Below are 25,380 nucleotides of genomic sequence, written 5' to 3'. Positions count from 1 at the left end.
GCATGATGTGGATCCACCGCGAACGAGATGGTATTGAACGGTACTTCGGGACATTGGCGAGCTCTGGCACCGGCCTGGATCATCTGCCAACATGGGTGCGACGTCTGCATCGCTGCGAACGATGGGTGGGCGCCAAGCTCATCATCCACGCCGCACGGATAAGACACCGGAGGTCAATTGCTGCATAATCCTCCTTTGGGAGAGGTTAGGTGAGGGTTCTTAGAGATATAAAGACCCTCACCCCATCTCTCTCCCAGGGGGAGAGGGGGTAAGAAGAAACGCCCAATCTCGTTTATGCGACAACCAAGCAAACCCACAACGGTTTTGTCCTTGGGTGTGTGCGTATCGCGCACACTACCTATTCACCACCGAGATTGTTCCTGGAGTTAAATTCCAATGCAATTTGAATCAGATCATTTGTCCGCGATCGAGCCTTTTATCGACGACGGCTGGATCACGGACGTTCTCTTTGAAGTGAAAAGTGGCAAGGAAGCGACGGTTTTTTGTTGTGAAGGCGGCGTGCGCTCTGAATTCCCACTCGTTGCGGCGAAGGTGTACCGGCCGATCGAGTCGCGACAATTTCGCAACGATGCGATGTACATCGGCGGGCGCGTGCATATGGCCCGTGAAGGGCGAGCGAAGCGCGCGGTACAAAAAAGTAGCGCCTTTGGTAAGAGAGTGCAGTACGGCACTTGGCTCTGCCAGGAATGGGAGGTGATGAACGTGCTGCACGAGGCCGGCGCTGCCGTTCCCCAACCGCTCGCGCTCGGTGAACGCGCGATCCTCATGTCGTTCCTGGGCGACGAGTCCGGTGCTTCGCCGATGTTGCACGAAGTCGCCCCCGACCGAGCGACCGTAGGGCGCATCATTGATGATGTGTTATGGAACGTCGAGTTGATGCTCGATTGCGATTGTGTGCATGGCGACCTGTCGCCGTACAACATTCTGCTGCACGAAGATCGAGCGATCATCATCGACTTCCCGCAGGCGATCGACCCGCGCTTGAACCAACATGGCTACACACTGCTCTCCCGCGATATCGACAACATCTGCAACTGGGCGCACAAGTACGGCGTCAACCGCCCGGCCGACAAGATCGTGTCCAGATTATGGAGACGATTCGTGCACGGTGAACTGGGGTGACGGGTGTTGGGCAGGCCATTGACCTGCTGGGGTCAGCTGGGCGCTCGGCACTGGCCGGGCGGGTCGCAGGCATGCCGCACCCCTGACGCCCACGGATTCCAATCCGTGGGTTCTTTGCGCCCCTACGCCGTGTACGCCCCAAAACCCTTGCTCCAAAGGGCCTTTGCCGGTAGTCTGATAGCCGGTCCCATCAAGGAGATTGAAGCAACATGTTGCCAAAACACACATCGTCTGCCGTTCGATTGTACGTGATTGCCTCGCTCACGTTGGCCGTTGGGTTCAGTTCGATTGCGTCCGCTCAGCGACGGCCCGGTGGCTGGGCCGGACGGGGGGACCGGCAAGCGGACACGTCCGACGACAAGGACAAGAAGAAAGACGCCATCAAACCGTACGACGAAGTGATCACCGAGGAAGCTGTAACCGACATCGGGCTCTTCTACGTCCATCGCATCGACGACGATCTGTACTACGAGATTCCAACCGGCGCGTTCGGCAAGGACATGTTGTGGGTCACGCAAGTTGCTGAAACAACCGCCGGCTCGTCGTACGCCGGGATGCCCGCCGGCGACCGCGTTGTCCGCTGGGAGCAGCGCGGCGAGAAGGTGCTTTTGCGCGACGTTCGCTACGGCATTCGAGCCGACACCGATGATCCGATCGCTGATGCGGTCAAAGCCTCGAACCTCGCTCCCATCATCAAGGTCTTCCCGATCAAGGCGTATGGCACGGACAAAAAGCCGGTAATCAAGGTGACGGATTTGTTCACCAAGGACGTCGCCGAGTTCAGCGCGAAACGAACGCTCAACGCCGGCAACATGGATAGCGGCCGATCGTTCATCGAGCAGGTCAAGTCGTTCCCGCAAAACATCGAGATCAGGGTGCTGGCCACCTATAGCCCGTCCAGCGACGACAGCCGCGGCGGCAGCCGAAGCCCCTTCGCCCGCCGAGGCCCCACCACCAGCGGTATCACCGCCATGATCCATCACAGCATGATCAAGCTGCCTGAGAATCCCATGCAACCACGCCGGCATGACTCGCGCGTGGGGTTCTTCAGCGTGAGCTTCATTGATTTTGCTGATGACAAGAACCACGCGGCCGAGACGGTCCGGTACATCACGCGCTGGCGGCTGGAGAAGAGCGACCCCGAGGCAGAGCTCTCCGAGCCGATCAAGCCCATTGTCTTTTACGTCGGCCGTGGCACGCCCGAGAAATGGAAGTCCTACGTCAAGGCCGGAATCGAAGATTGGCAGCCCGCGTTTGAAGCGGCTGGGTTTAGTAACGCCATCCTTGGCAAGTACGCGCCCGATCCGCACGAGGACCCCGAATGGGACGCAGAGGACGCCCGTATTTCTACGATCCGCTGGGTTCCGGCCGCCATCACGAACGCCTTCGGCCCGCACGTGCACGACCCCCGCACCGGCGAAATCCTTGAAGCCGATATTCGCATGTATCACGATGTGCAAAAGCTCGTGCGCGATTGGTACTTCGTGCAAGCGGCGGCCGTCGATGAACGCGCCCAGAGTTTGCCTATGCCCGACGATCTCGTTGGTGAACTCATTCGGTTCGTCGTCGCGCACGAGGTGGGCCATTCGCTCGGCTTCCCCCACAACATGAAAGCCTCTTCGAGCTATACCATCGAGCAACTGCGCGATCCCGACTGGGTCAAGAACAACGGAACCGCCCCGTCCATCATGGACTACGCGCGGTTCAACTATGTCGCGCAGCCCGGCGACGAAGCAGGTTTGCTTCCGCGCGTCGGCCCGTATGACTACTTTGCCGCTGAATGGGGCTACCGACAGTTCGCAAGCGACGCCGATGAAAAGGCCGAGCTGGAGTCGATTGCCAAGCGCCAAATTGATGAGCCGATGTTCCGTTACGGCGGCGGCGGCGATCCCACCGCTCAAACGGAGGACCTTTCTAATCAAGCGGTCGAAGCGACAACGCTCGGCTTGCAAAACCTCGAGCGCATCGCTGCAATGCTCGTCGATGCAACGTCAACCGAAGGCGAGGACTACGACCTGCTCGACAATATGTACAACGAGCTGTTCAGCCAATGGAACCGCGAGATGGGGCACGTCGCCAACATCGTCGGCGGAGTGGAGCAGATCAATCTTTACTATGGCGATGCGGATCAGCGTTTCTTCCCGCTCGATCCGGACTACCAGCGCGACGCCGTCCGGTTTCTCGTTGAGAACGCGCTACGTACGCCCCACAAGATGATTCCGTCTGAGATTAGCCTGCGCCTGACGGCAAATGGCGTCGCCGATCGCGTGCTCAGCGCTCAAAGCCGGCTGCTGCGGACGCTGGTCAATGCCCGGCGGATCAACCGCATGGCCGAGCATGCTGAGAACATCGAATACGGCGCCTATACGCCCGCGGAAATGTTGGCTGATCTGCGCTACGGCATCTACAGCGAACTGAACGACACGCCCATGGACATCGACATCTATCGCCGCAATCTTCAGCGGACCTACGTCCAGATGCTCGGGTCGTTGGTCGAGAATCCGAGCGCCAACTCCGATCTTCCGGCGCTGGCTCGGGCTGAGTTGGTCGCGCTGGGCGCGTCGATCGAGGGCTGTGACAGCGGGGCCGCAGACAATGCAATTGTGACCGCGCATCTGCGCGATCTATCTGCCCGCATCGAAGCGGCGCTGGACCACCGCGCGACCCGAGCCGCGCCGTCGGCAACACCCGCGCTCACGGGAAGGCGTCGTGCCGGGAGTGAAGATTCACCCAATCGCGGCTGGTGCTCGGTCCCGCTTGAGACGGATAAGGATTAGATATCCGCAGGCCCATGGCCGCGCCGCGAGGCCTGGTCACTTCAGTGGCCAGGTTCGTGCGCCGTCGTGTTTTCCTTCGCTTGCCCCAGCACCGGCTGCACCCACGCCATCTCCATATCGCCCTCGGCAAAGGGATTGGGATGGGTGCGCGACGACGTCACACGCGCGCGGACATATAGTTCGTCGCCGTTCATTTCATACCGTGGCCGCAGTTCGGTGGATGTGGCCAGCACTTCACCCACCGCACTGACCGCGCCGTCTCGCCAGCGCGTCCCGATGAACCGGGTGGTGTATGTCACGCCCTCCTGCGGCTCGATTTCAAGCCACAATGTCCGATCGCTCGATCCATAATCTTTCAGCGTCACGCCGGTGGACGCGTAGAAATCTCCGGCCCGCAGGGCGGCAACGATCGCGTTCGGCGTGAGCTTGTCCGCCTTCACCCAGACCCAGCCGCGCCCCGGCTGCGAGGTGAGCCCTTGGCCGTGATGATTGTGCGAGTCGTCCGTCGCCAAGCCGTAGAGCAATCCGAGATCGTATTCGGTCAATCGAAGTGTCAGCGCAATATCCCACATCTGATCCATGCTCGGGGTGTTGTCGTCGCCGTGGTTGCGCACACTGTGGTGACCGTTATAGACCTCAAAGAACCGTTCGCCTTTGATGGCGGCCACATCCCGCGGCCCGATCGCCGTGACGTAGTTTGGATGGTTCAGGTGCGCCAGCATTGGCCGATCGAATCGCCGCGATTGTTCGATGACCGCATCCATGTTGCGCTGAATCGTCTCGAGCACGGAGTCGCCGCCTTGTGGCTCAATCAGTTCCTGCAGGTTGATCGCATTGACATGAATGGGGACGCGGTCGAATTGATCGGTGATCTCCTCACCCTGGATCATGATGAATTCGCCGGCCCGCTCAAACTTCGCCCGCAGCTCCGGCAGCGTCTGGAGGCGCATCTCTTTCGTACCATCATCAGTGGTGCGCGTTTGAACCCAGTCCGGGCCGAATCTTCGTTCGAGATCTTCGACATGCTCCGGCTTCAGCGGTCGCCAATCATCTCTCCCGATCGGGTACCACATTTCGCCATGGGAAAGGACGTTGTGATCCGACAGCACGAGGAAGTCGTAGTCGTGTTGGACGTACCAATCGATCACGTGCTCCGGGGCAGCGTTGCCATCGGACCAATAGGTATGGGAGTGGGTGTTGCCCTTGAACCATGTGGGTTTTCCCGGTTCTTGATCGCCAGCTTGGACGGTGCTGCGCGTTGCGATAGCAGCGGCCAGCAGTCCAAGGCTAATAGCTCCGAGCACGGCTTGTTTCGTCCGATTCTTCATGCTGAGATCGTATCGAAGGAAGACGGTTCAGGGAGTTCATTCGAGAAACCCACGGATTGCTATCCGTGGGCGTCGGTTCGGTATTTGGTGATGGGTAGTTACACCGCTGCTAGTGACTTCGCCTGGGCGAAGCGCTCGGCGACGGCGGACCAATTCACCACGTTCCACCATGCGGCGATGTAGTCCGGGCGACGGTTCTGGTAGTTCAAGTAGTACGCATGCTCCCAGACGTCGAGCCCGAGGATCGGCGTGCCGGGGCAATCGCAAACACCCGTCATCAACGGGTTGTCTTGATTGGGCGTCGAGCAAATGCCAAGCGAGCCGTCATCGCCGACGGTCAGCCACGCCCAGCCGGAGCCGAAGCGCGTCACGGCGGCGTTGGCGAGTTTCGTCTTGAAGTCGCTAAACGATCCGCAGCACGCGTTGATCGCCTCCGCCAACTCACCGGACGGCTCACCGCCGCCTCCACTTCCCGCCGGGGCCATGATCGTCCAGAACAGGGTGTGGTTGTAATGTCCGCCGCCGTTGTTGCGGACCGCGGCTCGGATATCGCCGGGCACCGCGTCCAGATCGCCTATCAATTGCTCAATGGTCTTGGATTCGAGCGCACCGTTACCTGCGATGGCGTCGTTGAGTTTGGTGATGTAGGCGTTGTGGTGTTTGCCGTGGTGAATCTGCATGGTCTGGGCGTCGATGTGCGGCGCCAGAGCGTCATGTGAATACGGTAGATCAGGGAGGGAAAAGGCCATGGGACTCTCCTTTCACAAAGTTGTCTCACCGGGCCCCAGGTCGTCGGCGCGACCACAGGGGGTGTCCGTTTCATCATTGCATGGGGACATTCTACCCGATGCTGCACCGGATTGGTGCCGTCGGCGTCCCGGCTGGATACGGACGCCGTGGTGAGCCGATGCCAGGGGTGGTAGCATCGGTAGGCATTGGGAGCGTCCCAACAAGGAGGTAGTCTCGTGGCTGATACACAGCGCCGCACGATCGTGGAGCAGGTCGAGTTCGCCCAGGTGTTCGGGTTCCCCAAGATCCTGCGGGCGGTGACCATGGGGTTTCAGCCGCCGCGCCTGGCGCTGGGCCTGGTGATGGTGGCCGCGTTGATGGTGGCCGGCCGCGCTTGGGACTGGGCAACCGAGCCGACGATCCATCCCGAGGGCCTCACTGCGGGGCTGTGGACGGAGGGGGACGCTCGGCGGGCCCGGATGACGTACCAGGCCGCGATCCTCGCTTATGTGGACGACGTCGACCAGCCGGATGGCGATCCTGAGAGCTGGGAGTTTGAAGCGCACCAGGTGATGGCCCTCGTGAGCCGGGGCTATCTCCAGCAGCGCCGTGACGTCGAGGGGGACGAAGTTCCGCGCACGCTCAACGAGCTCGACTACGTCCGCACCATGGAAAGGCTCGAGGAAGCTCGGCCACGAGGCACGTTCGAGGCAACGGCGCGTCATGTGACCGATGGGTTCAGCGCCGTGATCAGTGCGATCGTCCTGATTGAGCCGCGGGCGTTCTTCGTCGCCGTCGAAGATCTGTTCCTGCGTATGCCCGAGGCGTTGTGGCGGGATCACAAGCCCTTCACGATTCTGTACGCGTTGGTGCTGATCGCGGTGCTTGCGTTCGGCGGGGGGGCGCTGTCGAGGATGACCGCCTGCGAGGTCGGTCTGGAGGAGAAACTGCGCGGGCAGGACGGCGTGGACTTCGCGATGGGCAGTTGGCGATCGCTCCTTTTCTCGTTGCTGCTTCCATTGTTGATCGCCGCGGCCCTAGCCGGATTGCTGGTGCTGGGAGGGTGGCTGCTGACGCTGCCGTGGATCGACGTGCTGGGCGGCCTTCTGTACGGCCTGGCGCTACTTGCGGGCTTCGGCGTGGTGTTCCTGGTCATCGGCTATGCCCTGGGGTTCAGCCTGCTGGTGCCGGCCGTCGCCTGCGAGAACTGTGATGCCCCGGACGCCCAGCAGCGGGCATATGCGTATGTGCTGGGTCGGCCGCTGCACCTGCTGGGCTATGGGTTCACCGGTCTGGTCGGCCTGGCCATTGGTTTTGTCGTTATAAGCTTCATCGCCTCGCTGATGCTGAACGTGACCTCGGGCCTGGTCAGCATGTGGTCTGACAACTCGGCGTTTACCACCGCGGGCGGCGCATCCTTATTCAACTTGACCGGCGACACGATGGCGCTGCACATCGAAAGGCACAGCCAAGTGGCGGGGTGGTTCGTTTCCTTTTGGCGGACCGTGATCGTCGGGCTGGTCGGCGGGTATGTCTTGGCCAACTATTTCAGCGGCTCGACGATCGTGTATCTGCTCATGCGGCGGGCATGCGATGGGCAGGAGCTCACCGAGATTTGGCAACCGGGGCAGGTCCCGGGCACCGCGGCCTCGGTGCCGGTCGATCAAGACCACGCCGCGCCCCTCACCGACGGCTGAGTCCGTTCGATCTTCGTTGGGCGGTGGAAGCAGGCCTGTCTTGGAGGCGCCGGACGTTTACTCCTGCGGCGCCGCCTCGTCGTCGGTGGGCTCGTCCTGGTCGTCTTCATCCTTGAGCTGGAAGATCGATTGCGTGCGCAGGACCAACCCGCAATCGCTGCGGAGGTGATAGCTTTGCACGTGCATCTGGTCCCGGTGCCGCTGCATGTCCAGCAGCGACATGTTCGGCTTGCCGATATGATCGTCCCAGACTGACAGCAGCGTCTGCGCGTTGCGGGCGTGCTCGATCATCTCCTGGTAGGTGCCCAGGTAAAGATGGTCGGACAGGACCTCGGTCTGCATAGAGGTCATGTAGACCATGCGCTCGCCGAACTTCTCTTCGTGGTCCTTCTCTCCGGCACAGGGGAGCGTGCTGACCAAACCGCGCTCGGGCAGGCTCGCGATGTCGTCGTAGATGATCTCCGAGAGGCTGATATCCTCATGCGTGAAGCGCAGGGCATGACCGCCGCGGAAGATCCACGCTTCGAAGTCATACTCGCCGTATTTGATCTGATACCGGCCCTCGATCCCGAAAAACTCGGGGTGCAGGACACCGCGGTACAGAAGCATGTTGTAGGCCTGAAGGCTCGTCGACTTGGCTGGAAGACTCATACACCACCCTCATAAAGTCAGAAGAACGAGTCTTCTCCACCTCCTTTTGACGAATGAGCATTGTTGCGGAACTTTGGCCAAAGGCAACCCAAATTTCCAAATATTCTAGGACTGGAGAAAGCGGCGGTCTTGGTCCGATGAAGTCCAACTGGTCGTGGGTGGTGCCGCGTCACCCCCTCGTTGTGGGTGTGCCGCCCAGGAGCCGCCCCCACCGGATTCCTGCCCTTCCCCCGCATGCCTTCGCTTGAGGCTCGACTGGCTCTGCTGCGTGATGAACCCGCCTCGGCGGTCGCCGCTGTCCTCGCCGAAACCCTACCATCGGCCGAACCGACCGAGCAGCAGGCGATCTGCCGGACCCTGCTTGGCACCGGCCGCCCAACCGCCGCCGCCGCCGTGATCCGGTGCCTGCACCGGCTTGGTCCTTGGGCCTGTCCAATGTTGGGCGACGTGCAAAACGACTTGCGGCCCGTCGTTCAAACCATCGTCCGCCAAGGCCGACGTCAGCCGATTCTCAATGCGCTCGAGCTCATCCAGGAACTCGCCCTGGCCCAGTGTGTTGATCTGATCGCCTCGCTTGTGGAATCGCCGATCGACGATGTTGGCCGGCGGACCGCTCAGGTGGTCCTCAGCGTCGTGGAGGCCACGGCCGGTCCGGGTGCGTGGTGCGATCTTCGACCCGTCGGGAGGCAGCGGTTGGACGAGGCGGTGTCGGCGGGACTGCTCGCCTACAGGAATCATCGCTTCGACGAGATTCTGCTGGCGGCGGCTCTGCTGGCGGTTCGACCCGGCCCCATGCTGGCCCAAATCCTGGCCGATCCCGATCATCCCGCGCTCTTCCTCCTGCGCGGGGCGGTGTCCCAGCTCGGCCGACCCACGGTGCGCCGCAGTCTGATTCCCTGGCTGACGGTGGATGCCCTGCAGCGATCGGCGGCCCGGCAGTTGAATCGAATCAATGGACCCCAGGCCCTGGCCGACGTCCTGGAGAACGGACACCTGTTGCTCGCGCCCTCACGGCGCCGAGCCATGCGCCAGGTCGAGCGACCGACACGCTGTGTGCCGCCGCCGGCCACGGCCGTTCGCCTTCCCCTTGCGGCCCAGGTGAACCTCGTGCGCCTGATTACCGCCCTGAGCTTGCGCGCGACGTCGCGGATCGAGCGCCTGGCGGATCTGATCGCGCTTCCGTCCCCGGCGGGGCGGATGTCTGCGCTCGTCGCCCTGCTTGGACATGATTCGATCACGGTGGACCGGGCCGTCGAGCAGTTCTGCTTCGATCGTGACGAAGCGGTGGCCGCCGTCGCGGTCCGCCGATGTGTGGCCCGGACCGACGCCGGGAATGAGAACTTGGTTCGCCGACTCGAGCGCAGTCCACATGCGGGTATCGCTCGTGAGGCGACAGCGATGCTGGCGCGCCGAGGCGCGGGACGCTTCTTCCAGCGCTGGTTGGATTTGGCACGCAACGACCGGCTGGCCGCCGCCCATGCGGTCGCCGCCAATGACCGTCGGGCGATGCTGGCCGGGCTCACGCGGATGCTGGTCGACGGCGCGCGAGGTCAGAAACTTGGGGCCATCGATCTGGTCAGGCGGCTCCGGTGGAGCGCCGCGCTTCAGCGCGAGCTGATCGTCCAGTCGGCCGGCACTGATCCGCATGTGGCGTCAGCGGCGGTGGTCGCTCTGAGGGATGTCAGATCGCCCCCCAGCGTCGAGGCCATTCGCGTTGCCTTGCAACACGATGATGCCCGCGTCCGGGCCAACGCCATCGAATCGCTGATGCGCCTGGATCGCCGCGGCATTGAACGCATCGCTCCCATGGTCACGACTCGCCAGAATCGGCCACGCGCCAACGCGGTCCGGGCCCTGCTCGCCGTCAGATCCGCCCAAGGACTGCCCCAACTGCGGGCGATGTTGGCCGATCCTGATCCATTGCATCGGATCAGCGGCGTGTGGGTGGCCCGGCGAGCACGGGCGCTGACTGTGGCCAGCGAGTTGCAGCAGCTCGCCACGCAGGACAAGTTTCCGCAAGTGCGGGTCCGCGCCGGCGTCGCGGCGCGATTCCTCGCCCATGGCCCCCGGACCATAGCCGGAGCAGCACTATGATGACGATGTTTAGTTCAATTCAAGTCGCTGCACTTCAACTTGCGGTTCAGTTACACCCGCTGCGCGAACCGTTTTTGTCCGGGCAGAATAGATTCCTCGTCGCAGGTTTGGTGATCGCCATGGCTCTAGGGTTAGTAACCGTCGGCGTGCTAAGCCTCGTTCGGCGCGATCACGTTCGACAAGGGCCGACGATGCGCCGGCTGTGTCGCGCCTTGGGGCTTGAAACACCCCAGCGACGTCTGCTGGGACAATTGGCTGCTAAAACGGGCGTGCGCTGCCCGGCCGCCTTGCTGATCAGCCGGGGATGTTTCGACACCGCCCACCGTCGCTACGCACCCCAAGGCGTCGAGCTTCAGCAACTCAACCGGATTCGCCGGCGCGTCTTCGATGGTTAGCCCCGAGCATCCAGCGAACCGGGTTGTGTCAACCCGGTTCGCGCCCGCACACCATTCAGCGCCCATTGCGCAACCACCGCCAACCCATCCCTCACGTGAACCGGGGCGACACGCCCCGGCTCGCTCCTAATGCCTAATGCCTAGTGCCTTCTTCTCCCCCTCGCTGCCTTCTTCTCACGGACACGGCCCCCAGTTGGCGAGGAGGGCGAGAAGATCGGATGCGCCGACGGTGCCGGCTGATCGCGGCCAGCTACTACTACGGACACGGTCCAAAGTGCATCGCCACCGCTGCCACGTCCCTGCCGTTGACAATACCATCGCCGTTGACATCCCACGGGCAATCGTCGGGATCGTCGCACATTCCCATGTTGTGAACGACTTCAACGAGATCGTGGTGGTCAACGATTCCGTCGCCGTTCACGTCCCACGGACATTCCGGGGATTCACATTCGTCGGGGATGCCGTTGTCGTTAGCGTCTTTGCTCGTCCCATCAGCGATGTCACAAGCGTCAGGGACAAAGTTGCTGTTGCAGTCCTGGCTGGAACCATCGGCGATCTGGCACGAGTTCGCAACGCCATTGCCGTCGCAGTCGATCAATTTCAAACCTGCAAACACATACGCGGTGCCTATGGAATCGCCATGGTGGTGGTGGGTCGCCGAAACAACTGCAACATCATTCTGAAGCACGATTCCAGCGCGACTGAATTGGTCCCCGACCGATCCGTCTGATGCCTCAATACGGTCGGTCCAGATCCAATTACCGTTCACTAATCGGAAGACCGTTATAGACCCGGTCGGATCGTCCCCAACCGAGCCACCGATCGCAAGATCACCGTTGATAGCAACGCTCTCTCCAAATCTGTCGTTGTGGGCAGGAGCAAGTGCAAACACCTTCTGCTCGTCACCCCAGACCTTCCCATCAAAGGAGAATATGTATGCCGCCCCGGCATGGTTGGCGGCCTCGTCATTTCCGTGCGCTCCCACGATCACATTGTTCCCGCTGATACCGACGTCATCGCCGAAGAAGTCAAGATCCTGGCCGTCCGACGACTCTAGCTTGGCTTCCTCCGACCACTCCTGCCCGTTGAACCGAAAGATGTATGCAGCGCCAGCCCCACCATTGAAAAAATGACGCGCCCCGACGACTATGACGTTGTCTTCAATAGCAAGCGAGTGCCCGAATTCGTCGCCTTCTGCTCCGTCCGAAGCGACGAGTTTGGTCTCTAGTTTCCAATCCGAGCCGTTGTACCGATATACATATGCAGACCCTGATCTGTCGCCTCCGTCGTCATCTAGATACGCGCCGACGACCAACACATCGCCGCGGATCGCCGACGAAACGCCAAAGCGATCAAGAAACTCGCCATCTGGAGGGATCAGCTTGACCTCCTGGATCCACCCAGATCCGTCGAATCGATAGACATAGGCCGAGCCAACGTCAAAGCCCTCATGCTCATCGTCTCTGGACCCGACTACGGCAACGTCGCCGCTGATCGCCACGGACCATCCGAATCGATCATCAAACTCGCCATCGGGTGCCTGAAGTTTGGCCTCGAATTCCCACGTTCCTCCTTCGTAGCGGAAGACGAATGCCGCCCCGGTGAAATTGGATATTCCGTCGGCTGTCCAAGCACCGGTAAGGATGACATCTCCATCAATTGCGACCGACCCTGTTAAATGACTCGGCGGCAACAGTTCCGTCACCTCGCAATCGCCCGAGGCCAATCGATCTGCTCCTAGAACAGCGACTGCCGTCAGTCCATAAGCAAAGCGTCGGATGTGCATCATGGCTCCATTCCCTATTTGAAGATTGTCATTGGTGCAAGGAAGATCTGCTATACAATCCGCCGAGCGGGAAGCTCGTGCATGCGACGACGGGTACGATCACCTTGATTCTATCTCGCTCCGTCTGACAGGGAAAGCATGTCCCGGAAGAACCTTGGCCCCAACATCTTTTGACAATCGACGACCTACGGTGAAGGTCACGTTTGAGACGACATTTCCCATTTGACCTTCGCCCGACAGGCCGCACAGTGGTACCCGCGGGCCGTCCGTGGCCGCCCCCGGAGCCAGGTGCCATCGTGCAGCCGAACAGAGAAATTTCCACCCTCGATCTACCTGAATTGTCCTCTTGTGTGGTTTCGTGTCAATAGCCGAGGCGTGATTTAATCAAGTGAAGCCTAGGGGCGGGCGGCGCGGGGGGCTTGAGTCGCGCGGAAGAGGGACGCTGCGCGTCACCCGCTAAACGGGAAGATTCGTGCCCACGGCCACGCGAGTTTGTACTGGATGCCTTGATGCCTCGATGCCTTAATGCCTTGATGCCTTCTTCAAGGACACGACCCCCAATTGGCGAGTAGGGTGAGCGGGTCGGATGCGCCGACGTTGCCATCGGAACAAAAAACCCGGCCAGTGACGGCCGGGGGTGTGAGTGTTGTACTCGGGTCCGCAGTTTCCCGCGCGCAGGAGCACGTCAGGACCAATCATCATCATCGTCGTGCTAATTGACAGTGATACGCGTGCCCACCGCATCGGTCGGGCCGAGCGGGATGACGCCGAACGGATTGAACAAGTCAGGTCCGATGAGAATGTTGACATCGGATTCCAAATTGGTGAAGGTGTCGCCGACAATGAGCGCTGTCGCGTCGACCACCAAGTAGCCAAAATGCTGGTTCGTCTCGCCGTCGAAGACCATTTTGACGACCTTCAAGATGACGGTGCCGGCGGGACCACGCTTCCACGCCCCGTATCCGTCGCTGCCGTTAAAGGGAAAGAACTCGTTGGCGCTGTTGGGATGGAGTGTGGTATTCGTCTCCGAAATGGTTCCACCCTTGTGGAGGGTGATGATCTCTTGGAACGGCGGCGTTCCCTTGGCGGTCACGGTGAGAACAAATGTTCCCTCGGGGCTGCTTAACGCAGGGGCTGCCTGGCCCGAAGAGAACACCAAAAGAGCCACCCCCACAATGGCCAGGAACGCGACGGACATGAATCTCTTGTTGCACATGCTTTTTCCTCCTGTGCTGTTTGTAGAACGTTGCATTACGGATATACGAAAACGCTCCCCACGACCGTACTAGTGGACGCACGAGTGGTTTGATGCATTCGGTCTGTCCCGGTGGGCGCGGTACCAATGATGGCGGCCGCCGCAACCGCGTCGGGGCAGGTATTCATTGAGTTTGATCAAACGCGCTCCGCCCCCCCCATCTCTTCGCACCCTCCTCAGGCAGAGGTCGCACAACTGCGCCTGCCGCAAGTCCATGCCCGCCCCCGGAGATAGGTGCCCCCTGTGCAGCCGGACGGAGCAAATCCCACCCTCGGTCTATCCGAATTGTCCTCATCTTGTGGTCTCGTGTCAATAGCCGAGGCGTGATCTAATCAAGTGAAGCTTGGGGGCTGGAGGCGCAGGGGGCTTGAGTCGCGAGGGGAGCCGGACGCTGCGCGTCACCCGTTAGAGGGGAAAGGGACGCTGCGCGTCACCCGCTAAACGGGAAGATTCGAGACCACGGCCTCCGGCTCGAACTGATATCCTTCGCCACAGATGACAAACAACGAACCGGGACGACGATGATGCACGAGCGTACAGATCACCTGCGGCGCGTCGCCCGGCAACACTTGGAAACAGCGAGATTGCTCGGTGTGGACTTTGTGCCGATCAAAACCATGCCGCCTCAGCCTGTCGCGGTGACGCATGAGATCGAAGTGACCGGTCCGCCCGCCGCCGCCGCCCCGGCCGCCCAACCGCGGGCCGCGGCTTCGCTGTTTCAAGCGGAAGCGCCTGCCCAATCCGCGCCACAATGTACGCCGCAAGAGAAGGCCGACGCCCTTGAGGTGCTGCGCACGCGTCACGACGAAACCTGCCCGCACTGCACCACGGCGACCGCCCACTCGCAGACCGTGTTCGGTGAGGGCGCGCCCGATGCCGAGCTGATGTTCATCGGCGAAGCACCGGGCGAACACGAGGACCGCACCGGCCGGCCCTTCGTCGGTCGCGCTGGCCGAAAGCTCGACGAGATCATCCAGGCCATGGGCCTGGCCCGACCCGACGTGTATATCGCCAATGTGCTCAAGAGCCGGCCGCCGGCCAATCGCACGCCCCTGCCCACTGAGGTCGAGCAATGCGCCGCGTTCCTGGCTGAACAGATTCGGATCATCCAGCCGAAGGTCATCGTCGGGTTGGGCGGACCGGCGGTGAAGTGGCTGCTGCGGACGAGCCAGGGGATCACCCGCCTCCGGGGCCAATGGGACACATTCACGGACGCCGAGTTGTCCGTGCCCGTTATGCCCACCTTCCACCCTGCCTACTTGCTACGAAACTACACGCCCGATACCCGACGCAAGGTCTGGTCGGACATGCAGCAGGTGATGGCGTATCTGCGACCGGCGTCCAAGTGACGGGTTTTTGTCCAGATCGCGCGGAACCAGCGCGGCGTGCCCTGCGGAATGGCTCATACCGGGTGGTAGGAGGCGGCGGTCTAAATCCACCAGGATTTCACAAGCCCCCCCACAAGGAGCTCGTCCTGCCTCGGCAGCGACGGGCTCTTCTTGTTTTGCGTGGGTGGATCGAAGCCGGCATCCGGCCCATCATCCGCCCACGAATCAGTGGAGATGCCCTCCGTCAGCCCTTGTGGCTTTGTTGAACGATCAACGTCACAGGCCCGTTGTTGACGACGCTGAGCTTCATTCTCGCGCCGAACACGCCGGTCTTTACGGACAGCTCGTGCTTGGTGCGCAGCCGTTGAGCCACCGATTCATATAAGTCTTCGCCGATACGAGGTTCGGCCGCGCCGGCGAAGCTCGGGCGATTCCCCTTCGCGCAGTTCCCCGCCAACGTGAATTGACTCACCAGCAGCACCGCCCCGGCGATATCTCGCACGGACCGGTTCATCTTGTCCTGTTCGTCGGGGAAGATGCGCAGCCGAGCGATCTTCCCGGCGATCCATTCGGCCTGGGCCTCGCCGTCACCCCGCTCGACCGCCAGCAGCACACACAGCCCGCGCCCGATCCGGGCCTCGTACGCCGGTGAGTCGACGCTCACGCTCGCTTCGTCAACCCGCTGAACTACGGCGATCATGACGAACCAATCCCCGATTACAGCAAGGCGACCGCAGCGCTGCTGACCATCGCATAGCCCCGGTCGTCGTACGCTTGACGGTAATCGATCAGCTCGAGGCGGTCCGTCTCGCTGAGGGCCAGCAGCGCGGCCATGTTCCCGATGCTGCACCAGCGCGTGGGATTCTTGTTCCAGCGCATGGCCCCGAGGAACTCCTCGGGATCGCCGCTGAGAAACTTCACCAGCATCTCGCGATCGTGTCGCTCAACGTCAAACCGGCGCTGCTCGTCGACGGCCCGCGGCTCGCCGAACTGCGGCCCGACGTGACTCAGATCGCTGGAGGCCACGAACCGGGTGGTTCCGCCCACTTCCTGCAAAACGTCCCCCAACGCCGTGACGAAGTCCTCCGTTCGGACCCGCTGATCATCGTCCTGAATCATCGGCGTCATCGGATCGGGAATCAGGGCGGCTACGATCGGCACTTCGCCAAAGAAATACTGCACCCATGGCAGTTGCAGTTGAATCGAGTGCTCGGCAAGGTGGTCGAGCTGATCGACAATCAGGGGCCGACCAAACTGCTCCAGCAACATGCCGATGACGATCGAGTCCGCGGGATTGTGACCCATCGGCGAGTCGAACCCGTACTCCGACATCACCACGCCGTCTCCCAACCCGAAGTGATTCGTCCCCAGGATCACGATGCGGTCCGGCGGGTCCAGGTCCTTGAAGCCGTAGTACGCGCCTGCGTAGTTCGGCCAGCCTCGCTCGTAATCCAGGTGCGGCGCCACAATGGCCGTGGCCGGCGCCGCCAGTTCCGGATCGTCGGTCTCGTCCAGGTAGCCCTCAATCGCCTTGCGGCACTCAGCCTCGTCCTTGCCCATCGCGCGCGATGCGGTGGCAGGGAACGCGCCCTTGCTTTGAAGCTTCTCTTTCAGCTCCGTTTCGAGTTGCTCGAACGTTGGTCCCCACAGCAGCCCGAGCTTGTCCAGTTGCTTGGCCAACTCGATCAGCTGATCGACATCGCCGTTGAGCTGTTGCGCGATCTTGTCGATGGTCCGCTGACCCTGGAACTGCTGGAGGGCCGCCATCGCCTGGGCCGGCACGATCATCGTCTGCTTGGACAACATCGCCGGGTCGCGCAGCGCGATATACGCCTTGCCGTCTTTGCGCACCGGCATCGGTTGCAACGGCCGCAAGTGTGGCAAACGAAGATGCTTAGGCAAAGATTCCAGTGACATCGAAGCTGCTCTTGGACCAGTAATGTAGCGGGGGCCGCCGCGAATGAACACCCGTTGGACACGGCCCTCACAAACGCAGGTCGAGCATACGACGCAACCCCACACTTGGACAAGCCACGGGCCGGCCAAATCGATCGCCGTCACCATTGGCAAACACACCCACCCATCCTCCCTCCCCAAAGCCCAGGGAATTCCGGGGGCCAATCCCTGGGACTCCACCCCCAAACCCTCAAGCCTCAAGCCTCAAGCCTTCTTCTCCCCCACGATGCCATCGGTGAAACGGCACGTCGCTCCAATCGCCCCCGGCGGGTCAAGCCCGCCGGCGAAAACACGGCGATCGAGGTCTTCCCGAATGCCAAATGCCTAGTGCCTAATGCCTAATGCCTTCTTCTTCCCTCGATGCCTCGATGCCTTGATGCCTCGATGCCTTGATGCCTTCTTCCTCACGGACACGGGCCCCAGTTCCCCAGCAGCGCGAGAAAGTCTGACACACCAACATCGCCGCTGTCGTCGAAGTCGGCCGGGCAGTCTCCCTTCGGCGGGCACGGCCCCCAGGCGCCCAGCAGCTCGAGAAAGTCTGACACGCCGACGGAGCCGTTGGCGTCGAGATCCCACAGACAGATGCCGTCGAGGAATAGGATCCACACTGCACCACGGGACCCACCCCCGTCGTCATCGTTCTGGGCCCCCACGGCCAGGTCGCCCACGCCGTCGCCGTCGAGGTCCCCCAGCGAGGCCACCCAGCCGAAGTGATCGTTATTATCCAGGATGCCGGTGAAGCCGCCTTCGGTGTCGCTGATCTTCTGGTGGGACTTCACCGTGCCGTCCGTGTTGAGGAACAGGATCCACACCGCGCCACGGTTGGCCCCCCCGTCGTCATCGAAGCCGGCCCCCACGGCCAGGTCGCCCACGCCATCGCCATCCAGATCGTCCAGCGACTTTACCGAGATGCCGAACTCATCGCCATTCGACAGGATGCCTTTGAAGCCGCCTTCGGCGTCGCTGATTTTCTGGTGGGCTTTGACCGTGCCGTCGGTGTTGAGGAACAGGATCCACACCGCGCCACGGTTGGCCCCCCCGTCGTCATCGCCGATTGCCCCCACAGCCAGGTCGCCGACGCCATCGCCATCCAAATCACCCAGCGACGCCACCGAGCGGCCGAAGCGATCGCCATTATCCAGCGGGGGTCCGCCGCCTGCGGTGGAGCTGATCTTCTGGTGGGACTTCACCGTGCCGTCCGTGTTGAGGAACAGGATCCACACCGCGCCGCGGTCCTCGCCCCCGTCGTCATCGTAGTTTGCCCCGACGGCCAGGTCGCCCACACGGTCGCCATCCAGATCACCCAGCGAGGCCACCGAGAGGCCGAAGAGATCGCCATTATCCAGCGGGCCGGTAAAGCCGCCTTGTGTGTCGCTGATCTTCTGGTGGGACTTGACCGTGCCGTCCGTGTTGAGGAACAGGATCCACACCGCGCCACGGTTCTGGCCCCGGCGGTCCCCGTCGTCATCGAAGATGGCCGCCACGGCCAAGTCGCCCACGCCGTCGCCGTCGAGATCACCCAGCGAGGCCACCGAGAAGCCGAACTGATCGTTATCGTCCAGCGTGCCGCCGAATCCGCCTTCGGTGTCGCTGATCTTCTGATGGGACTTGACCGTGCCGTCAGCATTGAGGAACAGGATCCACACCGCGCCGCGGTCAGAGCCCCCGTCGTCGTCATGCCGCGCTCCCGCGGCCAGGTCGCCCACGCCGTCGCCGTCCAGATCACCCAGCGAGGCCACCGAGAGGCCAAAGTGATCGCCATTGTCCAGCGTGCCGGTGAAGCCGCCTTGGGTGTCGCTGATCTTCTGGTGTGACAGCACCCAGCCGGACTGGGCCAGCGTGCTTGCTGCGACCAGCGCAGCAAGCGCGAACGTCAATGCCCCTCTCGAAACAACAGAAGTGTTCATGTTCCCTCTCTAGTACAGATTCACAGTACCGAACTTCTAAAATACCCCAGACCGCGACGGCTTAGACTCAAACGCGCCTCGCAATCCCGGTAGATTCACCGGGGGAAGTAGCTCGCGCTGCTGACTCCAGTTCCTCACTCGCGCGAATCCCTGACGCTTGTGCCTGGCGTCGAGAAGTCATGGATTCCGAAGCACAACAGGTTGCGGCGGGGCTTCGATCAATCATAATATAGGAAGCGTCGCCGGGTGGTCGCCTAGTAGTCGCCAGATCGTCGCCGGGGGGACGAGACGACGCCGAAGGCAGACGACGCCGGAGGCAGGCGACGGACGGGAGTCGGGCGACGGAGTGAATTGTATGCGCAGCACAGGCCGGATGATTCTAGTGTCGCTCAGCGCGATCTGTTTCCTCGTTGGAATCAGTCGTGCCTGGCCGTCGGCAGAGGCGAGCGAACCGAAACCGCCGACCGTAAAGAAGGAGATCATCTTCAGCCGGGACGTGCTTCCGATTCTGACCCAGCACTGCTTCCCTTGCCACGGACCGGACGAAGGCGCCCGCGTCAACACCCTCAGACTTGACCTCTTCGAAGTCGCGACCGGCGATCGCGGCGGCTACTATGCGATCGTCCCCGGCGACCCCGACGCGTCGCTGGCACTGTTGCGAGCGTCGACTTCAAACCTGGAGATGCGGATGCCGCCGGCCGACTCGTCGATCGCGCCTCTGAACGAAGAGGAGATCGAGGTTCTCCGTGCGTGGATCGCATCGGGCGCCGAGTACGGCGTCCACTGGTCCTACAAACCACCGGTACTGCCCGAACTGCCGCCGGTGAAGCAATCCGGCTGGACGAAGAACGGCATCGACTACTTCGTTCTCAACCGCCTGGAAGAAGAAGGTCTGAAGCCAAATGCCGAAGCAGACAAGACGACGCTGATCCGACGCGCATACCTCACGCTCATCGGCCTTCCGCCGACCGCTGAAGAGGTCGAAGCGTTCCTTGCCGACGAAAGCGGCGACGCCTATGAACAAGTAGTCGACGGCCTGCTCGCAAACCCGCGATACGGCGAGCACCAGGCGCGGTACTGGCTCGACGCAGTCCGCTACGGCGACACCCACGGCCTGCACCTCGACAACGAGCGTTCGATCTGGCCGTACCGCGACTGGGTCGTGCGCGCCCTGAACGACGACCTACCGTTCGACGACTTCACCGTGTGGCAGCTCGCCGGCGATCTTCTGCCTGCGCCGACCACCGACCAGATGATCGCGACAGGGTACGTCCGCATGAACCCGACGACGAACGAGGGGGGCGTGATCGTCGCGGAGTTCCAGGCCAAGAACACGTTCGACCGCATCGAGACGACCGCCACCGTTTTCCTCGGAATGACCCTGACCTGCGCACGGTGCCACGACCACAAGTACGACCCGATCACGCAGGAAGACTACTACCGGATGTTCGCGTTCTTCAACAGCACGTCGGACGCCGTGATGGACGGGAACAGCCTGCTGCCAGAGCCGGTCATGAAGGCGCCGACACCAGAACAGGATCTGCGAGTCAAGCGGCTCGAGCGGTTCAAGAAGTTCTTCGCCGGCAGGGCAGACATCGACTCTGCGAGGGAGTGGGCGGCAGACCTTGCGACCAAGCAACCGCGGTTCAGCGGTTGGGAGACGACAGCCGCGTTCGCCGCAAAGGACTTCGACGAAGCGTACGACAAGGACTTCGGCCCGGAGCCCGGCGGCGAGGACGTTGAGACCGAGTGGAAGGAGTTCGAGTACAAGCTCGGCGAGACGAAAGCGACCATAATCGGCAAGGACAACGCGGCGGTCTACCTGAGGACGACGATCGACGTTCCGATCTCGCAGGAGATCAGCTTGAGCCTCGGCAGCGACGACGCGATCAAAGTTTGGATCGACGACAAACTGGTGCACCAGAACAAGGCTCAGCGCGGCGTGGCGCCGAACCAGGACAGTGCGACGACTACTGTGGAAGCCGGAACGCACACCTTGCTCGTGAAAATCGTCAACGCGGGCGGCGCGGACGGCGTGTACTTCAACTCTGGCTCGCCGACGATCGAGCGCGCCGTCGCGCTCTCTGAGAAAGAGTTGTCGGAAGAAGAGACGCTGCTGCTCAATGGGCTGTACCTGACCGGCGGCCCCGATTCTAAGGACGCGGAGCTGTACAGGGGGTACGACGCCGACCTGACGAGGCTGAACGACTCTCTGCCTTCGACTTACGTCGCGAAGGAGATGGATAAGCCGCGCGAGGCGTTCGTTCTTCGTCGCGGCGAGTACGACCAGCCGCTACAGAAGGTCGAGCGCGGCATCCCCGTGAAATTCGGCTCGCTGCCGACAGGCACCAAGGCAGATCGGCTCGCGCTGGCGCACTGGCTGACGGACCCGAAGAACCCGCTGGTCTCACGCGTCTTCGTCAACCGGGTTTGGCAGAGGCACTTTGGAACCGGGATCGTCCTGACGAGCGAGGACTTCGGCAGCCGAGGCGAGTGGCCGACCCACCCGGAGCTGCTCGACTACCTCGCGACCTCGTTCATCGATAACGGCTGGAGCATGAAGGCCCTGCACAGACAGATCGTGACCAGCGCGACGTTTCGGCAGAGCGCCGTCGTCAGCCCCGAGGCGGCAGAAAGCGATCCGCTGAACAGGCTGTTCTCCCACGGCCCTCGCTTCCGGCTCGACGCCGAGGTGATCCGCGACCAAGCGCTCTATCTCAGCGGTCTGCTGGTCGAAAAGATGGGCGGCAAGGGCGTCAACCCCTACCAGCCGGAAGGCCTTTGGGAAGCCGTCGGCTACACAAGAAGCAACACGGCCAACTATATGCAGGATACCGGCGACGCACTGTACAGGCGGAGCATCTACACGTTCTGGAAGCGAACGGCGCCACCGGCGACGATGGCGATCTTCGACGCGCCTACGCGCGAAGCGTGCGTCGTCAGGCGGTCGCGGACGAACACGCCGATGCAGGCGCTCGCGGTCATGAACGACCCGCAGTTCGTAGAGGCCTCGCGAAAGCTGGCAGAGCTCGTCATGGCCTCATCGGACGATAATCGCGAACGCGCGGCTTGGCTCTTCAAGAAGGTCACCTCCAGAAAGCCGACTAGCGTTGAGCTGGACCTTGTGGGCAAGGCGTACGAACGGCAGAAAGCACATTTTGCGAATGACGCGGACGGCGTCGAAGGGCTGCTGACCACGGGCGAGTCGCCTTTCGACGAATCTCTTGACCGGATCGAGCTTGCGGCGTGGTCGATGGTCTGCAACCTTGTCCTGAATCTGGACGAGGTCTTGACGCAGCACTAAGCAGGGGCGTCGTCCGCTTTGCTGTCGGCCGCTTCGCCGTCGTCCGCTTCGCTGTCGGCCGCTTTGCTGTCGGCCGCTTTGCTGTCGGCCGCTTCGCTGTCGGCCGCTTCGCTGTCGCCTGGTCGACTTGGCGACGACTTGGCGACAACCAAACGACTACCAGGCGACGCCGAAGGCAGGCGACAACCAGGCGACGCCGAAGGCTGGCGACAACCAGGCGACAACTAGACGACGCCGAAGGCTGGCGACAACCAGGCGACGTTCCTCAAAGAGGCCCCCACTATGATACAATCCCCAGTAGAGGAACGAAATGGACCCTATTCGAGAGAGCGAACTGTTGATGACCCGGCGACAGCTGTTCGGACGGACGGTCTGCGGCGTCGGCACTGCCGCGCTGGCGAGCCTTCTCAGCGCAGACATCGGCCTGCCATCGCTCGGCAGCATGGCGCTGGGCCAAGACCCACAGCGCTACGGCGGTCTCGACGGCGTTCCTCACTTCGCTCCCAAGGCAAAGCGCGTCATCTACCTCTTTATGTCGGGCGCGCCGAGCCAGATGGACATGTGGGACTACAAGCCGAAGATGCAGGAGTCCTACGACGTCGAGCTTCCGGACGAGATCCGCAAGGGTCAGCGCATCACGACGATGACCAGCGGCCAGGACCGCTTCCCCGTCGCGCCCTCGAAGTACACGTTTGAGAAGTACGACAACAACGAGGACGGCGCGTGGGTCAGCGAACTTCTTCCGTACACCTCCGAGGTTGTCAAGGAGCTGTGCATCATTCGGTCCATGTTCACCGAGGCGATCAACCACGACCCGGCCATCACGTACATCCAAACTGGCAGCCAACTGCCGGGAAGGCCGAGCCTCGGCGCGTGGACGAGCTACGGGCTCGGGAGCATGAACGAGGACCTCCCCGCCTACGTCGTGCTGCACTCGAGCTGGACCGGCAGACAGGAGGCGCAGGCGCTATACCACAGGCTCTGGGGCACCGGGTTCCTTTCGAGCGAGTTCTCGGGCGTCGCGCTTCGCTCGAAGGGCGACCCGATCCTGTTCCTGAGCGACCCCAAAGGCGTCGACACGAAATCCCGGCGCGAAATGCTCGACAGCCTCGCCGAACTGAACCAGTTGCAGCTCGAAGCGTTCGGCGACCCGGAGATCGCAGCGCGCATCAAGCAGTACGAGATGGCGTACAAACTGCAGACGAGCGTCCCCGAACTGATGGACCTCGGCTCCGAGTCGGACGAGACGTATGAGCTGTACGGCGAAGAAGCGCGAAAGCCCGGAACCTTCACGGCGAACTGCCTGCTTGCCCGCCGGCTTGCTGAGCGCAACGTACGGTTCATCCAGATTTTCCACCGCGGATGGGACCAGCACGGAAACCTCACGGGCGACCTCCCGAAGCAGTGCAAGGACATCGACCAGGCGTGCGCCGCGCTGATCAAGGACCTGAAACGGACTGGTCTCTTGGACGACACGCTCGTCATCTGGGGCGGCGAGTTCGGCCGCACGATCTACTGCCAGGGGCCGCTCACAAAGGAGAACTACGGCCGCGACCACCACCCGCGGTGCTTCACGATGTGGATGGCTGGCGGGGGCGTCAAACCGGGAACCGTCTACGGCCAAACCGACGACTATTCGTACAACATCGTCGACGCGGACGGCAACCCGATCGACCCGACTCCCGACGAGTTCACTCCGGGCGCGGTGCACATTCACGACCTGAACGCGACGATCCAGCACCTGATGGGAATCGACCACATGAAGCTGACGTACAAGTACCAAGGTCGCGACTTCAGAATCACCGACGTGCACGGCCACGTCGTTCACGATCTGATCAAGTAGTCGGACGCAGCACTCCGCACGGGACTTGTTTCTTCGCTTCTGCCAGCCAGACGATCGCCTGCGTTATCAGGCGGCGAAACATCGGGTCGGAATACGACTCGTTCGTGTGGCCAAACCCCGTGTAGAAAGCCCGCCCTCCCTCGTATTCGTGGCACCACATGATCGGGTGATCGTCGCCCATCGTGTGGCCGTTGTAGCTGCCGGTGTCGAGCCGCGCGAGGATGCGAACCCCTTCTGCCGGTATTGCACGGTAGTCGTACCACTCGTCCTTGCGCACCCAGACTTCCGGCAGGAACTTCGTAGCCGGATGCTCGCGGTCGACGACCATCACCTTCGCATCCTGCACCGCCGGATGGCCTTTGAAGTAACCGCCGACGAGACCGCCGTACCACTCCCAGCCGTACTCCGTATCTGCCGCAGAATGGATGCCCAAAAAGCCGCCGCCCTTGCGAATGTACAGCTCGAACTCCTTCTGCTGCGCATCGTCAAGAATGTCGCCGGTTGTGTTGAGGAACACGACGGCGTCAAAGCCTCGAAGGATTCCCTCACGGATGTCTTCCGGGTTTTCAGAAAACGTTGCCAGCCAGTCATTTTCGGCGGCCAGTTCGCGAAACATCTTCTTTCCAGCGTCGATCGATCCGTGCCGGAACCCCGTCGTTCGAGAGAACACGAACACCCGCAGGCCAGCGGGCACGGTCTCCGTTCGACCGAATGTGTCGCTCTGTGCGCTTGCTGCAAACAGCAGTAATCCTATCACGACCCTAGATTAGCTTCACGACGCCTGGACACGCAACCCCTGGTTGCTCACGGGCTATCGCGCCGTTCGCTGCCCACGGGGGAGTCCCGAGTATTCAGTCCCGAGTCCCTAGATTTGGAACGCATGCCATCGGTCTCTGTCCCGAAACGCTCGAAATACGCGCATCAGAAAGAAAGAGCGTCAGCTCCGCGCGTGCAAGCGTCGCCCGGACTGGTGCTGAGTCCCGAGTGGCGGACGCACAGCGGTCCCTCTCCCCTTGAGGGAGAGGGTTAGGGTGAGGGGGCGAATCAGACAAAGTCCTTTCCGCAGAAGGCGCGAACAGCAGAGAAAGCGGTGTCGCAGGAGCACCACCCTCTAGGGTGAAACTGCAAGAATCGTGGTGCGGGTCTCCAGACCTGCATGTCGGGCGCGAGCACAGTGTCGCGAGGAC

General features: G+C 62.0%; 18 protein-coding genes. 8 read left to right on the top strand and 10 right to left on the bottom strand.

The window, feature by feature from the left end; genetic code table 11:
• The first annotated feature begins 396 nt into the window (after positions 1-396).
• Entirely contained in the window at positions 397-1,143 is a 747-nt protein-coding gene (locus tag IH944_09490) for a hypothetical protein (protein MCH7904783.1), read from the top strand.
• A gap of 209 nt (positions 1,144-1,352) precedes the next feature.
• Positions 1,353-3,920: a zinc-dependent metalloprotease gene (locus IH944_09485; protein MCH7904782.1), complete on the top strand. Its 2,568-nt coding sequence runs from the start codon at positions 1,353-1,355 to the stop codon at positions 3,918-3,920.
• A 41-nt stretch (positions 3,921-3,961) separates the two neighbouring features.
• Here the strand turns inward: IH944_09485 and IH944_09480 are convergent, their stop codons facing one another.
• Together IH944_09480 and IH944_09475 are read right to left on the bottom strand one after the other, a co-directional pair.
• Entirely contained in the window at positions 3,962-5,248 is a 1,287-nt protein-coding gene (locus IH944_09480) for a hypothetical protein (GenBank protein ID MCH7904781.1), read from the bottom strand.
• A 98-nt stretch (positions 5,249-5,346) separates the two neighbouring features.
• A complete protein-coding gene (locus IH944_09475) occupies positions 5,347-5,997 on the bottom strand; it encodes a superoxide dismutase (protein ID MCH7904780.1) in 651 nt (216 codons plus the stop codon).
• 216 nt (positions 5,998-6,213) lie between these two features.
• On the opposite strand from IH944_09475, the gene IH944_09470 reads away from it, so the two are divergent.
• On the top strand, positions 6,214-7,674 hold the full coding sequence (locus IH944_09470) for a hypothetical protein (protein MCH7904779.1): 1,461 nt from the start codon (positions 6,214-6,216) through the stop codon (positions 7,672-7,674).
• Between the two features lie 57 nt (positions 7,675-7,731).
• Here IH944_09470 and IH944_09465 read toward each other — a convergent pair whose 3' ends face one another.
• A complete protein-coding gene (locus IH944_09465) occupies positions 7,732-8,325 on the bottom strand; it encodes a hypothetical protein (GenBank protein MCH7904778.1) in 594 nt (197 codons plus the stop codon).
• A 234-nt stretch (positions 8,326-8,559) separates the two neighbouring features.
• On the opposite strand from IH944_09465, the gene IH944_09460 reads away from it, so the two are divergent.
• Positions 8,560-10,419 (top strand): hypothetical protein, encoded by a 1,860-nt coding sequence (locus tag IH944_09460; GenBank protein ID MCH7904777.1) that lies wholly within the window; start codon positions 8,560-8,562, stop codon positions 10,417-10,419.
• On the top strand, positions 10,416-10,814 hold the full coding sequence (locus IH944_09455; protein ID MCH7904776.1) for a hypothetical protein: 399 nt from the start codon (positions 10,416-10,418) through the stop codon (positions 10,812-10,814). Before IH944_09460 ends, IH944_09455 begins: the two co-directional genes overlap by 4 nt.
• A gap of 256 nt (positions 10,815-11,070) precedes the next feature.
• On the opposite strand, the gene IH944_09450 is transcribed toward IH944_09455, so the two are convergent.
• Positions 11,071-12,603 carry a hypothetical protein gene (locus IH944_09450; GenBank protein ID MCH7904775.1) on the bottom strand — a complete coding sequence of 511 codons (1,533 nt, stop codon included), beginning with the start codon at positions 12,601-12,603 and terminating at the stop codon, positions 11,071-11,073.
• Between the two features lie 709 nt (positions 12,604-13,312).
• Positions 13,313-13,798 carry a hypothetical protein gene (locus tag IH944_09445; GenBank protein MCH7904774.1) on the bottom strand — a complete coding sequence of 162 codons (486 nt, stop codon included), beginning with the start codon at positions 13,796-13,798 and terminating at the stop codon, positions 13,313-13,315.
• Positions 13,799-14,448: 650 nt separating this feature from the next.
• Between IH944_09445 and IH944_09440 the strand changes: the two genes are divergently transcribed.
• Positions 14,449-15,204 carry a uracil-DNA glycosylase gene (locus tag IH944_09440; GenBank protein MCH7904773.1) on the top strand — a complete coding sequence of 252 codons (756 nt, stop codon included), beginning with the start codon at positions 14,449-14,451 and terminating at the stop codon, positions 15,202-15,204.
• 223 nt (positions 15,205-15,427) lie between these two features.
• Here the strand turns inward: IH944_09440 and IH944_09435 are convergent, their stop codons facing one another.
• From IH944_09435 to IH944_09425, 3 genes are all read right to left on the bottom strand, one after another.
• Positions 15,428-15,883 (bottom strand): D-tyrosyl-tRNA(Tyr) deacylase, encoded by a 456-nt coding sequence (locus IH944_09435; GenBank protein ID MCH7904772.1) that lies wholly within the window; start codon positions 15,881-15,883, stop codon positions 15,428-15,430.
• Positions 15,884-15,900: 17 nt separating this feature from the next.
• The gene (gene amrB / locus IH944_09430; protein MCH7904771.1) at positions 15,901-17,100 is read right to left on the bottom strand and encodes an AmmeMemoRadiSam system protein B; all 1,200 of its coding nucleotides are present in this window, start codon (positions 17,098-17,100) and stop codon (positions 15,901-15,903) included.
• Positions 17,101-17,543: 443 nt separating this feature from the next.
• Positions 17,544-19,046, bottom strand: coding sequence for an FG-GAP repeat protein (locus tag IH944_09425; GenBank protein MCH7904770.1), 1,503 nt, complete (start codon positions 19,044-19,046; stop codon positions 17,544-17,546).
• A 355-nt stretch (positions 19,047-19,401) separates the two neighbouring features.
• Between IH944_09425 and IH944_09420 the strand changes: the two genes are divergently transcribed.
• Positions 19,402-22,350, top strand: a complete 2,949-nt coding sequence (locus tag IH944_09420; protein ID MCH7904769.1) for a DUF1553 domain-containing protein — start codon at positions 19,402-19,404, stop codon at positions 22,348-22,350.
• On the opposite strand, the gene IH944_09415 is transcribed toward IH944_09420, so the two are convergent.
• Complete coding sequence (locus tag IH944_09415; protein ID MCH7904768.1) at positions 22,347-22,502, bottom strand: hypothetical protein; 156 nt, start codon at positions 22,500-22,502, stop codon at positions 22,347-22,349. The genes IH944_09420 and IH944_09415 overlap by 4 nt on opposite strands.
• A gap of 158 nt (positions 22,503-22,660) precedes the next feature.
• Here IH944_09415 and IH944_09410 point away from each other — a divergent pair, with 158 nt between their 5' ends.
• Entirely contained in the window at positions 22,661-24,193 is a 1,533-nt protein-coding gene (locus tag IH944_09410; GenBank protein ID MCH7904767.1) for a DUF1501 domain-containing protein, read from the top strand.
• On the opposite strand, the gene IH944_09405 is transcribed toward IH944_09410, so the two are convergent.
• Positions 24,186-24,887: a ThuA domain-containing protein gene (locus IH944_09405; GenBank protein MCH7904766.1), complete on the bottom strand. Its 702-nt coding sequence runs from the start codon at positions 24,885-24,887 to the stop codon at positions 24,186-24,188. The genes IH944_09410 and IH944_09405 overlap by 8 nt on opposite strands.
• Between the last annotated feature and the right edge of the window lie 493 nt (positions 24,888-25,380).

This window comes from Armatimonadota bacterium (genome assembly GCA_022563855.1).
Classification (GTDB): domain Bacteria; phylum Armatimonadota; class Fimbriimonadia; order Fimbriimonadales; family Fimbriimonadaceae; genus JADFMN01.
The sequence above is the reverse complement of the archived record's forward strand: the minus strand, read 5'-3'. Positions and strand labels throughout refer to the sequence as shown.